Source organism: Erwinia sp. S38 (genome assembly GCF_016624545.1).
GTDB classification, from domain to species: Bacteria; Pseudomonadota; Gammaproteobacteria; order Enterobacterales; family Enterobacteriaceae; genus Erwinia; species Erwinia coffeiphila.
Genome location: NZ_JACVTS010000022.1, coordinates 1 through 11,987 on the forward strand (window position 1 = coordinate 1; position 11,987 = coordinate 11,987).

General features: G+C 48.6%; 9 protein-coding genes and 1 pseudogene. 1 reads left to right on the top strand and 9 read right to left on the bottom strand.

Annotated elements, in window-relative coordinates; genetic code table 11:
- Window positions 1-157: 157 nt before the first annotated feature.
- From IBT46_RS20830 to IBT46_RS20865, 9 genes and pseudogenes are all read right to left on the bottom strand, one after another.
- Window positions 158-1,933 (bottom strand): ATP-binding protein, encoded by a 1,776-nt coding sequence (locus tag IBT46_RS20830; protein WP_200547235.1) that lies wholly within the window; start codon window positions 1,931-1,933, stop codon window positions 158-160.
- On the bottom strand, window positions 1,921-3,075 hold the full coding sequence (locus tag IBT46_RS20835; protein WP_200547236.1) for an SIR2 family protein: 1,155 nt from the start codon (window positions 3,073-3,075) through the stop codon (window positions 1,921-1,923). Before IBT46_RS20835 ends, IBT46_RS20830 begins: the two co-directional genes overlap by 13 nt.
- A 38-nt stretch (window positions 3,076-3,113) precedes the next feature.
- Window positions 3,114-3,324, bottom strand: a pseudogene (locus IBT46_RS27400) (integrase); the annotation flags it as partial.
- A 284-nt stretch (window positions 3,325-3,608) separates the two neighbouring features.
- Window positions 3,609-4,424: a DUF6694 family lipoprotein gene (locus tag IBT46_RS20840; RefSeq protein WP_200547237.1), complete on the bottom strand. Its 816-nt coding sequence runs from the start codon at window positions 4,422-4,424 to the stop codon at window positions 3,609-3,611.
- A gap of 328 nt (window positions 4,425-4,752) precedes the next feature.
- Window positions 4,753-6,000 (bottom strand): phospholipase D-like domain-containing protein, encoded by a 1,248-nt coding sequence (locus tag IBT46_RS20845; protein WP_200547238.1) that lies wholly within the window; start codon window positions 5,998-6,000, stop codon window positions 4,753-4,755.
- Window positions 5,993-6,640: a MotA/TolQ/ExbB proton channel family protein gene (locus tag IBT46_RS20850; protein ID WP_200547239.1), complete on the bottom strand. Its 648-nt coding sequence runs from the start codon at window positions 6,638-6,640 to the stop codon at window positions 5,993-5,995. The genes IBT46_RS20845 and IBT46_RS20850 overlap by 8 nt, the downstream gene beginning before the upstream one ends.
- A 19-nt stretch (window positions 6,641-6,659) precedes the next feature.
- The gene (locus tag IBT46_RS20855; RefSeq protein WP_200547240.1) at window positions 6,660-8,900 is read right to left on the bottom strand and encodes a TonB-dependent receptor; all 2,241 of its coding nucleotides are present in this window, start codon (window positions 8,898-8,900) and stop codon (window positions 6,660-6,662) included.
- A 33-nt stretch (window positions 8,901-8,933) separates the two neighbouring features.
- The gene (locus tag IBT46_RS20860; RefSeq protein ID WP_200547241.1) at window positions 8,934-9,707 is read right to left on the bottom strand and encodes an energy transducer TonB; all 774 of its coding nucleotides are present in this window, start codon (window positions 9,705-9,707) and stop codon (window positions 8,934-8,936) included.
- A 1-nt stretch (window position 9,708) separates the two neighbouring features.
- The gene (locus IBT46_RS20865; protein ID WP_105591958.1) at window positions 9,709-10,116 is read right to left on the bottom strand and encodes a biopolymer transporter ExbD; all 408 of its coding nucleotides are present in this window, start codon (window positions 10,114-10,116) and stop codon (window positions 9,709-9,711) included.
- A gap of 762 nt (window positions 10,117-10,878) precedes the next feature.
- Between IBT46_RS20865 and treR the strand changes: the two genes are divergently transcribed.
- Window positions 10,879-11,829: a trehalose operon repressor TreR gene (treR, locus tag IBT46_RS20870; RefSeq protein ID WP_200547242.1), complete on the top strand. Its 951-nt coding sequence runs from the start codon at window positions 10,879-10,881 to the stop codon at window positions 11,827-11,829.
- Window positions 11,830-11,987: the final 158 nt, after the last annotated feature.

Below are 11,987 nucleotides of genomic sequence, written 5' to 3' on the forward strand. Positions count from 1 at the left end.
ACGTCCCCCTTGATTAAGGATAGCGTTGCATCGACCCATTGAACTCACAGCCAAAAGCGGACGTTACTAACGCATCGGAGAGTTAGAATACGGTTAGCAAGGTCACGCCCTCTTAAGCGTCTGGGCGAGGTGGGGAAAGTGCTGCGCGCCAGAGAAATTACCAATATGCATCCAAATCTATTGTATCGCTCTCTGGTGCAAGTTCTTTTGATAACCTCTCAATCTGTATTACTACTGGGGTGTGGAAAGCGGTACCAGATACTACACATGCACCTGAAGGAAGTGATGGAATTAAAGCGCGAGATGAGTTATCAAGGTTGTTTAAAGAGTTTTTTAGCAAAAATATATCATTATCATTAACTAAGCGATGCAGAAAATAATTGTGAATTTGAGACACTATTGTTGGAGATATATCCGCAGGCCTTTGGCTGGAAATTGTTATAAAAAAACCAAATTTACGTCCTTCTTTGATTATTTCCTCGAAAAGTTCAAGTCTATAGTCTTTCCAGGTTTCGGACTCTCTAACTGAACTTTCAGAAAGGATGTTATGTGCTTCATCAATAATTAAATGGAAACTTTTTTCTTTTCCTTCGAAACGCTTATGTTCTAAGAAAGAACACTTAGCAATCATCATTGGTATGGTTTTTTTTATGTCTTGATTGCAGTTCTTTAGGGAAATGAATATTAATGGCGAGGGGTGAATTTCAACATCGGAAATTACCTTAATGACTTTCTCAAGTGATTTTGCAGATGCATTTATTTTACCAATTAAAGGGCTTATATGTTCATATTGAACATAGTTTCTAGATACTGATTGTATGAGCTGCAATGTTGCGCGTACTGATAATTGCTCGAATGCTGTAAGCTCCTCATGGTTTATATATGTATCTCTTAGGGTTGGGGTATGCGACAAATACTCTTCTGGCGTGCTTGGATAAACTCCTCCTAAATAGTATTTATTGTTTTCACCTCTAGAAAACCAACTAAATTTCGCCAGTTCATTATTTATTTTCCCTTCATTTTCAGGATTGATAATCTTTATTACACTAAGTAAGACACTTATTGTTTCTCTATGTTGGTTCTGACCAAACATAACCTGTAAAGTTTTCTGGAAGTAATCGTTAAGTCCTTCACCATACTCCATTCTATTTCTTATTAAGATATTCAAGAAGGGCTTTTGTGTTTTTTCTGTCGCTGAGAATAATACTGAAAGCAATTCGGAATCCCAGAACTCAGATTGCTTTAAAAATAATTTATCTTTTCCTGCATTGGTGTGGGTGTCAAGTTCTACATACGAACTATGCCTAATGAAAGTGTTATGCATTGTCCGATATTCGCCATTGAAATCGATGAATATAAATCGGGATCGTGTAAATATTTTATCTTTAAATGAGTTAAATAACTCTATGTAAAGTTTAGCCAGAGTGTTTGATTTGCCACTTCCTGTGTTCCCGAAAATACCTAAGTGGGAGTTGAAAACCCCGTTAATAGGTATTCTGATAGATATATCTTCCAGCAAAGATTTTCCTATTGTTATAGATTTTGAATCCATATTACCGCCGAAAGTGTAGATGGCGCTTATTAATTTATCCGAAGCCAAATACAGGCTATCTTGAATCATGGGGAGATACTTTATACCAGATTGAAACTTGTTATCTTGCACGTATCCAATAATTTTAAGATCGATAAACCTATCATACTTCTCTGCATTGGGCTGTTCTTGGTTGTAAGATTTTTTTTCAATTATTTCTTCACCCTCGATTTTCCCAACTATCTCATGAAACCCCTTTTTTATCACAATGTATTCATTTATAGACACACCACGGTATAATTTCCCATCATAAATATATGTTGCTTGATAAAGATTAGGGTTAATCAGGGCTCTGACAGCTGTTCCCTTAACCGAAGTTACAGCACCTATTACAAGCTGCATGTTAACCCCCGCAATGCATATTCATTTTTCTTCGGGAATATGCATGATATAAATCTTTTAAAATCAATGTTGTTTTCATCTGTATAGGAATTAGGAGATATGAAAACAATTTTTTTGCTGTTGATGATTCTTTTTATGTTTTCTTTATCCTTTAATCTATAGCAAAACACATAGATTATAAGAGATGGGTTGCTCAAAGATCTTTGGATTATTTCTCTAATGTGTTCATCTTTAAAAGAAAATCCAAAGCAAATTAATATTGTTTGCGGTTTCTCGAGTTCATAACTTAATAGTCGTAATGACTGATAGTAGTGTTGCTGAAAGACAGTTTCTTTAAACTTAGCTTTTGTTGGATTAACAATTGCTAGTTTGTCATATTCATTTCTAAACCTCTGTAATCTTTCATCATCTTCTCGAGAAAGTTCAATAGCAGTTTTTGCGCCATCGAAATAATATTCTTGCTCTATCTTCTCTATAGTCTCTGTTATATTTAAGTAATAATCTGTCTCAATCGACAGCTCATCAGGAAGTGTATCGAGATAACGTATGGTAATAGTATCTTCGTTAACTTTATTCCAAGATATTGACCCATGCATTTTAATGAGATTGATAGTGGGGATTTCAAATTTATAAAGATCGTTAGTCCCGTGATGCCAAGTTGATGTATGGAAATTACTTATATTAAGGTATCGAGTATGCAGTCCTCTCCCACCATCATTAAATATAAACCCAGCATTGGTTTTTAGGAGTAAGTCAGATGACTTTTCTAAGAAAAGATCATAATTAGTTGTAAAGATGTTTGCTCTGCGGATTTGATTGACACTTTTTTTATCGACTAAAGATGAGAGGTTTTTAATAAACCTTAAATAATTGATGAAAGTGTGTTTGAATTTAATTTTCTCTTTGAAGATGCTTGGGATTATGCAAAAGCTTTTAGATAAAATATCGTCGTAGTAAGAATGATATATAACATTTTCAATTTCTTGAAATTTTTCATTAGTTAATACATCCTCATATGATATGTCATCCTTAATCCACAAGGTAGGAATGTAGCCTGCTGATGCACCAGAACCAATAAGAAAATTAATATTCTTATCGACTAAGTCTGACGCTTTAAATGCTTTTAGAATATCATTGCTCATATATTCATTATCCATTCTTATTTTTGCAAAAAACTTCCCTACCACTTCATCAAATCAATTCGATGTTCAAAGTGAATCGATCTGTTAAAGTTTTTCTGATCTGATTTTATCACTATGAGCAAGAACTGCTTCGATTACATCTGCATTAAACCTGTTTTCATTAGCATCAGTACTCGCAATAGCTCTCAAACCATGAGCAGCTAACTTACCACCATAGCCAATACGTTTTAAAGAAGCATTAGCAGTTTTGACCTACTCCCCGGTGATTGAAACACCTCAATGTTAGTCATGTTGTTGGAGCTGTGAGCGTCCGCTGTTTGCTCATTGCGGTCACACTACACAATTGAGCGTGAAGCCATCTCAAAACTTAATCCGGCTCTGTACCCCATCGGTATCTGATAGTTAACCTACCAGTCCAGCATCTGGCAGGAACGAACCTTTTCAGTGGACGGGGCATTATGAACGCCCTGTTGCCGGGATTTAACAGCTTGAGAGCGTCTCATACCTTTGACCTTTACTCTGATATTCAATTATCAGTGGGCTGCGTCCGGATACCGCCCTTTTAGTTCAGCAAGGCGCCTGGCATCACGTTCTGTAAATTCAGTATCACCAAAAACCGGATTTCCCTGGGCATCATCAACCCGGATCACCGTTACAGTGAAGACTGCATCTGCCGGTGCCTCAATTTTTCCCCAGTCAGAGTAGGAATTGGGCGCAAGATTCCAGTCAGCTTTCTCTCCCGGTTCTAGGCCTCCAGAAATTTGATAGTTGAAAGTGTCTGTGTACCATGGCACTTCACGACCCGGGCTGGAGATGACGCCACGAAAGTAGGCGCGGGATACTGCTTTAGGCGTGCCATTCTCTACGCTCAGCGCAATAATAGGCTGGTCAGGACCATATTCCTTTTTCTCAAAATAAAAACGCGACCGTGTGACTTTGAAAGCCTCAAGCTGCTTCAGGTTTGCTTGTGCATCAGTCTGTTTTTTTTCAAGCTCTGCGATTTCCTGCAGGGCCTGTGTCTTTTCTTTTTCAGCCCGTTCCTTACGGATCTTGTCTGCGTAGTTGATAACTTCCTCGCCGGTTTTTCCTGCCAGGTCACTTTTCATCTGCGCTTCGATATCTGCGGTATTATTCGTCATCCCTGCCTGCATCAGGTCTTTAAAGTCCAGATGGCTGAAAGCTACCACCTTAAGCGCATCGTCATAAGATGCACGTTTATCCTCAGGTAATGACGTTCTGACCTTTTGAATAGAGGACTTCATGCTCTCATCACTGGACGTATCAATTTTTGGCTGCTCACAGCCACTGAGTGCCAATGTCACTGCTAGCACGACCCACATTTTTCTCATAACCATCCCTATTAAGATTCCACTTTGACAGGACAAATCCTAAACTCACAAAGAAAAATTGGGAAGCACTTCGAGCTGAAATGTTAAGGGAAACTTTCAAAAAAATGACTTCGCCCGATGGGATGGACCTTACTCGATGGGCTTGGCTGAATGCGAATAGTGGGTTATAGGTCCAGATTTATTAATGTGATGCTGGGTCTAAGAGCTGCTAGCCGTCGAGTAAAACTCGGGATGTAGAAATGCCACCACCGCACCCAAAGCCGCGGCAGTAGCATTTTTTCTTCTTCCCGATGATGCACCCCGTTTGCATCATCAGCCACAACGTCATCTACTTTTCGCGGGCAGGGTGGGGCAGCGGATAATCAAAATCCACCCTGATCGGCTCCGCGTAGGGGCTGTTCCACAGCTGACTATAAAGCGCGTCCAGGCGCTCGGCCATCGGCACGCTGTTCATCACCAGCTCAAGGTTGCGTGAGTTATCAAAATAGCCCCCGCTCCAGTTGCTGGTTCCCACCCAGGCCGTCGTACCGTCGATCGTCATCAGCTTGCTGTGAACCACGCGCGCAAAGGGAATAAACCCCCGGCTTGCGGGTGGAATAGTCACCACCTTGAGCTGAACGTTAGGCACCAGCGACAGGCTCTTTAACCAGAACACCTCCGGTTTTTTCAGATTCCAGCTGGCCACCATCAGTTCAACCTGCACACCCCGTGCGGCCGCGCTGCGCAGGGCGTTATCAATCGTGGCGTAATAGGGGCGCTTTCCCTTTTCTCCCCACGACAGCGGGGCGTAGTCCATCACCTGCACTCGTATCCGCGACTTTGCGCTGTCCAGCAGACGCGGCAGTTCAACCTGCGAGTCAATCACCCCGCTCGGGTTGTAATCGCGCGGGCTGGCAACCAGATAATTGCCCTGCGGAACCGACGCCGGTGCCTGCCACGTCAGTTTCGGCACCGGCTTATTCCCGGCGAGCAGTGCCTGCGCCTGCCAGTCCTGGTCGAAGATAGCCTGAATTTGCTGCACGGCTTGTACATCGTCGATCCGCAGGCCGGTTTCCTGAATCTGCTCCAGCGCGCGCCAGTCAAAGTTCTGGCTGCCGACAAAGGCCTCTTTACCATCCACCAGCAGATACTTGGCATGGACGATACCGCCGGTCAGCCGGTGGAACGGAATAATCCGCAGCTCAAGGTTGGGGATGGTCTTCAGCGCCGCCAGCGTTTCCGGCGTCGACAGGCCAACGCCTTTCTCCTCCATCAGGAAACGGATCTTCACGCCGCGTTCCCCGGCGGCGCGCAGATGGGTCAGCACGCCATCCAGCAGAGAACCTTGTTCGTTTGCCACATAAAACTGCGCCAGATCGATATGCCCACGTGCCGAATCAAACATCTGCTGCCAGACGTCGGCGGCATTGCGCAAATCACTGTTCTGTAGCGTGGTTTCCTGGGGTGCGTTATACACCAGCTCGTAGCCCGGTATTGAGAACGCCGCGTGTACGGGCAGGCTTAACAGCATCCAGCCGCCCGCAACCAGGCTAATCAGGCGGCCTCCCGGCCACCCGTATTGACGAGAATCAGGCATAGCGCTGCGCCTCGCGCCCTTCCCAGTGCCGATCGCTCTGTTCCGGACGACTGGCCGGGCTGCCGGCACGGATCAGCAGAACTTTCAGCAGTTCGTTAATACGCTCCATGCGGCTTTGCAGGTAGTTATTCCCCACCAGGCACAGCAGCGCTATCGCAATCCCCAGGCCGGTGGCGTAGAGCGCGGTGCCCATCCCGGCGGAAACCATACTGGCGTCAGAAACGCCAGAGGCGGAAAGCGCCTTAAAGGTGTCCATAATGCCCAGTATCGTCCCCAGCAGGCCCAGCAACGGCGCGGCGGTCACCACGGTTTCAAGCATCCACAGCCCGCGCGACATCTGCGGTTTGCTCAGCAGATACTGCGCATCAATTAAATCACTCATCGCTTCGCGGTCTTCCGCCATCTGTTTTTTCTCCAGCACCGGAAGAATAATGGTCAGTGGCAGGCTGTTGCGCCCGGTCAGCGACTCCGGCAGGTCCGACGCCCGGCGGACGTCCGGCGTCAGCGCCTGTTCAAAGCGCCGTGCCTGGCGCTGCGCCCACGAAAAATAGAGCCCGCGTTCAATCAGTATCACCACGGCGATCGCCAGTGCGGCATACATAATGTAGAAAATAATGTCGTGAATCAGGGTGGCATCCATCAGCGTGCCCTCCGGTTAGTTAAAAGGTGGCTTCCAGCGAAACGCTAAAGGTGCGCTCTTCGCCGACGTTGTAATACGGGGTGCTGGCCCTCACGCCGTTGTAAGGTGCCGCGTTAAAGGTCGTTGAGCGCACGGAGGTCAGATACTCTTTATCGAACAGGTTATCGATGCCGAAGCGCAGGGTGGCGCTTTTAACAATCTTTTTGTCCACCGGCAGATGAACGCCCGCGGCAACATCAAAGATCGTGCGGCCGCTGATTTTTTCGTCGTTGGTTAAATCGCCATAGAACGCGCTGACGTATTTACCGCCGAAGCTGCCGTAGTAGAGGCCATCGTCATATCCCAGCGACATGTTAAGCATGTTTTTCGGCACGTTCGGCACCGTTTTACCCGCCGTTGGCAGTGGATTGCCGCCGTTGCTGACAATGTCATCTTTCTGCTCGGAATCCGTATAGGTGTATGAGGTGTAGTAGTTGAAGTTGTACGGCAGCTTACCGCTCCACTCCAGCTCCAGACCTTTACTTTCCACGCTGCCGATATTCATCATCTCGTAGTCGCCGTCAGCATTGGTGGTGGAGATCTGACGGTCGGAATAGCGCATATAGAAAACGGTCGCGCTCAGCAGCATATCGTCGCGCTGGAAACGCCAGCCCAGCTCGTGGTTCCAGCTCAGCTCCGGCGAGGTGTTGATGGAGTCGCCCACGTTATAGAGCACGTAGTTTGGCGGCGTACGCATGTTGCGCGTCAGGTTATAGAACAGTTGGTTTTCCAGGTTCGGCTTATAGCTGAGGCTGAAGTTCGGCAGGAATTCATGGTAGGTCGCTTTACGTTTTTCCGGCGCGTTGTACAGGCTGCCCTTGTTATCACCAATGCGCTCGACGTACTGATACGCCAGGCCGCCCACCACCGTCCATTCCGGCGACACGAACCAGGTATCCTGAAGCCAGACTTTTTGCGCCGGGGTAACGGTGTACTGGTTGCGGCCCTGTACCGTGTTGCCGTTGGCGTCTTTCACCTGGTCGGACCCGCCGGGCTTACCGGAAACGTTCGCCGGGTTGCCATCATCCTGAATGCTGATAAACGGCTGGGTCTGCGACTGGCGTGCACGCTCATACCAGTAACCGATATCCAGGCTGTGCTCGTCGTTAATATCCCACTTCAGTTTCGTCGTAACGCCCGGCCGCCATGTCTGAGTCCACGAAGGTCGGTAGTAGGTATTGGAGGTTAAATTGCTCAGGTCGTACTGCCCGGCCTTATCGGAGGTGTTAGACAGCACCGAGGCCGTTTGCCCGGTAAAGCTGCCGCCGTTACCCCAGTAGTAATAGGGCTGAACGGTCAGCGCGAGGTTGTCGCGAAGCTGCAGTCGTTGTGAGAAAGAGAGGGAGAAGTTTTCAAACGGATTGCGGTCCAGCTTGTAATATTTGCTCAGCTGGCCTCTGCTGTTATAGACCGGCGAGGTCGAGTAATCCTGAGTCGGATCTTCGTCAAACTGCGCTTTGCTCAGGGTGTTGTAGTTGGTGTTGTCCTGCTTGTTGTACTTCACGATCAGGTTACTGCTGTTGCCGTTGCCATCCTCGTACAGCGAGTTCATCTCGAACTTATTGGAGTAGTTGCGTCCTTCTCCGCGCCATTTTTTTGCTTCAGTGTGCGAGTAAGAGAGCCAGTTGCTGAAACCGTTGTACTCACCGGTCTCCAGGCGGGCGAAAGTTTTGCTGAGGTTGTTGCTGCCCAGGGTTTGCTTGACGAAGCCGCCGAACTCTTTAGACGGACGCTTGGTGACCAGGCCAATGTTACCGCCGCTCGACCCGATATGCGGGCCGTCAACTTCGGAAGATCCCTGAGTCACAAAGATCTGCTCAAGGTTTTCCGCATCACCCAGCAGGTTCGGATACACCGCGTAGTTGCCCGAGTCGTTAATCGGAATGCCGTCCATCGACAGGCCGATTTGATCGGCGTTCATTCCGCGCATGGTGTAGTCAATACCGCTCAGGCCGCTGGCGTCATTACTGTTGACGTTCATACCGGGCGTATATTTCAACATGTCGATCGCGTTGCTGGCGCCTTGCGCTTTGTCCATGGCTTCTTTCGTCAGCGTGGAGCGTGCTTTACTGCTGTCTTCCTGCACCATCAGACCGCCGCCCAGCGACTGCCCTTTGACGTTAATCTCCCCCACATCGCTGCTGTCTGCCGCCAGCGATGAACCTGATAACAATGCCGTCACCACGGCTAACGCAATCCCAGAATAATTAAAGTTCTTCATTTTTTTTCCTGTGAAAAAACAGATAATTAAGTTTTATGGAGCCTGATAATTAAACGTTGCGGTAAATCTTTTGCTGCTTTGCCCGGCGAAAGCCTCTTCAGGGAAGGGCTTCAACTGGCTGATACTTTGTAAGGAACTCAGCGCTGCGCGATTGAGCAACATGCTCGGAGCCTTACTGGCAATACCGGAAGCGAGCACCCTGCCGCTGCGGTCGACCTCCAGCCAGACCTCAACGTTGCCCTGTGGGCGTTCCAGTGACGCCTGACGGCCGCTCGGGTAGCGTTTGCGCTGTTCCAGCTCGCGGCGCAGCGCCTGCAGGTAGCCGTTTTCCACCGCCTGCGCGTTGGCTTTCGGTGCCGGAGGAGCAGGTGGAGAGGGCGGCGCGGTAGGCTTGCTTACCGGCCTGCTGACGGCAGACGGCTTTTGTGCCACGCGCTCCTGCGGCTTCGGCGCTTTCTCAGGAACCGGTTTTGGCTTTGTTTCTGGTTTCGGCTTTGGCTTTGGCTTAACAATCGGTTGCTGCTGGATAACCGGTTCCGGAGCAGGAACGACGGGTTCTGCAATCGGCTCTGGCTCAGGCTGCGGTTCGGGTTGTGGTTCCGGCGGCGGTTCTGGCTGCGGTTCCGGGATGGGTTCCGGCTGCGGTGGCTCTGGTTCGGGTTCGGCCAGCGACAGCTCCATTACCGTATCGTCATAGTGGGGTTTCACCTGCAGCACGGCATGCTGGCTGATAAACAGTAAGCATCCACCGATAACCAGCGCGGGTAGCCAGCTGACAACGTGGCGTGAACGATAAAGCAGATACATATCACTGCTTCCGTGTGGCGATAGAAATGGAGAAGAAACCGCCCTGGCGCAGGGTATCCATCACGGTAACCAGGCGCTCGACCGCCACGTCTTTATCGCTGTTGACGATAATCGTGGTGGTCTGGTTTTCCTGCTGCTGCTGCTTAAGGGTATTCACCAGCGCATCGATGGCCAGCGGCTGGCCGTCCAGCTGTAGCTGTTCGCCGCTACCGAGGGTGATAATCGCCTTTTTCTGCGGTTTAAGCTGCTGGGCGCTGCTGGCCGACGGCAGCTGGGTTTTCAGGCCCAGAGCAGGGATCACATTCAGGCTAATCAGAACAAAGAAAACCAGTAAAAACATCATCACATCGATCATCGGGATCAGTTCGATATGGGCTTTATTTTTTTTAGGCTCACTCCAGTTACGCATGGCACTCCCTCCCAAAAATTGAAGGGGCCAATATAGAAGTGCTTTGTTTATTTTTTGTTGCACATTTATTATTTTATTATCACAACCCTTACATTTTTGTGAAATAAAACCGCGATAAGGTTCAATGATTAGCGCGGTATTTGGCAGCAGTCAGGGTCAAATCATGTTTTCAGCGTATGAGCATGCAGGGGCTAACAGGAATCAATTTTATTATCATTCCTGACGATTCATATCGGCTAAAGATGAAAACATATTTCCGTTGATTTTATGGCGCCATGTGAATATAAATATTGATTTAAAATCATATGGTTATTTTTTTATGAGGTGTGAATTTTCACAGGTCAAAAAATGTTTTTTTTACCGTGAAGCACGGGTGTTGTCAGCGTTAAGCAATCGTTTTCGTTCAAATAATTGAGTCAGGAAAGATCCTTCAGAAATAGTTATTGCCAGTACTTCAGCTGTAATATATCTGCGTGATATCTACAAAAGTGATTATTTCCGTATTCACCGATTCTCCGTATCGAATTAAGGGAGTGAATTTGTCATATCCGGAAATACAGTACCCTGATGCTCGACCGGAATTAAACGCTGTAGTGGCTCAGGGCCGTGACCGCATTACGCAGGTCAGATTATTACCGCCAATCTGAGCCGTCGCGTCCGTTCGTTCCCCTGTCAGGCCATATCTGCGCACCATCCTACCCTGTATTTTTAGCCGGGAAAGGCGGTAAACTGCCCGCCATAGCCAGCTGAACAGAACACACCATGCAAAATCGCCTGACGATCAAGGACATTGCCCGCCTCAGCGGGGTGGGGAAATCCACCGTATCCCGCGTGCTGAACAACGAAGAAAATGTTCGGCCGGAAACCCGCGAGCGCGTGCTGCAGGTGATTGAAGAGCATAACTTCAGCCCGTCCAAGTCGGCGCGGGCGATGCGTGGCTTCAGCGACAAGGTGATCGCCATTGTCGTGTCGCGCCTGGATTCACCCTCGGAAAATCAGGCGGTGCGCGCCATGCTGCCACTTTTCTATCAGCAGGGCTATGACGCCATCGTGCTGGAAAGCCAGTTCAGCGTGGAGCGGGTGAAAGAGCATTTGCTGGTGCTGAAGCAGCGCAATATCGACGGGGTGATCCTGTTTGGTTTTACCGGCCTGACGGCAAAAATGCTGCTGCCGTGGCGCGATAAACTGGTGATGATGGCCCGCGAGATGCCCGGCCTTTCTTCGGTGTGTTATGACGACGCCGGGGCAGTGCAGTTGCTGATGAAGACGCTGCTGGACAGACAGATTAACGAGATCGGCTTTATCGGCGTTTCCGATCGCGATACCACCACCGGACTGAAGCGTACCCGCGCCTACGAAGAGTGCTGTCAGCAGCACGAGTTAGCGCCGCATATCGCGCTCGGTGAACTCACCTGGCAGAGCGGTTACGATCTGCTGCCGCAGCTGCTGAAACACGATATCCGCGCGGTGGTGTGTGCCTCCGACACCATTGCCCTTGGCGCACAAAAATACCTTCAGCAACAGCAGATTAGCGGCGTGCTGGTGTGCAGTATCGGTAACCTGCCGCTGCTGCATTTCCTGTTCCCGGAATCCTTCTCCGTGGAGCTGGGATACGGTGCCGCTGGCGATGCCGCTGCCCGGCAGCTGCTGGCGCAGCTTGACGGTTCAATCGATCTGCAGCAGACGATTATTCGCGGAAAACTGGCGCTTTAACGCCGCCTTTCGGCCCGATTAAACCCTTACGATCCTGAAAATTTGTGATCGTTTCTGCAAAACTGGGAACGTTCCCATGACAGAGCGTAGCGGATCTGGATATTCTTGCGTCGATTTCAGACAGCCCCTGACCCGGCATTGGACACTTCCAGAGATAA

What these genes read in the sequence shown, in the direction of transcription:
- IBT46_RS20830 (WP_200547235.1), bottom strand. Translation starts at nt 1,933, where the DNA reads ATGCAGCTTGTAATAGGTGCTGTAACTTCGGTTAAGGGAACAGCTGTC.
- IBT46_RS20835 (WP_200547236.1), bottom strand. Translation starts at nt 3,075, where the DNA reads ATGAGCAATGATATTCTAAAAGCATTTAAAGCGTCAGACTTAGTCGAT.
- IBT46_RS20840 (WP_200547237.1), bottom strand. Translation starts at nt 4,424, where the DNA reads ATGAGAAAAATGTGGGTCGTGCTAGCAGTGACATTGGCACTCAGTGGC.
- IBT46_RS20845 (WP_200547238.1), bottom strand. Translation starts at nt 6,000, where the DNA reads ATGCCTGATTCTCGTCAATACGGGTGGCCGGGAGGCCGCCTGATTAGC.
- IBT46_RS20850 (WP_200547239.1), bottom strand. Translation starts at nt 6,640, where the DNA reads ATGGATGCCACCCTGATTCACGACATTATTTTCTACATTATGTATGCC.
- IBT46_RS20855 (WP_200547240.1), bottom strand. Translation starts at nt 8,900, where the DNA reads ATGAAGAACTTTAATTATTCTGGGATTGCGTTAGCCGTGGTGACGGCA.
- IBT46_RS20860 (WP_200547241.1), bottom strand. Translation starts at nt 9,707, where the DNA reads ATGTATCTGCTTTATCGTTCACGCCACGTTGTCAGCTGGCTACCCGCG.
- IBT46_RS20865 (WP_105591958.1), bottom strand. Translation starts at nt 10,116, where the DNA reads ATGCGTAACTGGAGTGAGCCTAAAAAAAATAAAGCCCATATCGAACTG.
- treR (WP_200547242.1), top strand. Translation starts at nt 10,879, where the DNA reads ATGCAAAATCGCCTGACGATCAAGGACATTGCCCGCCTCAGCGGGGTG.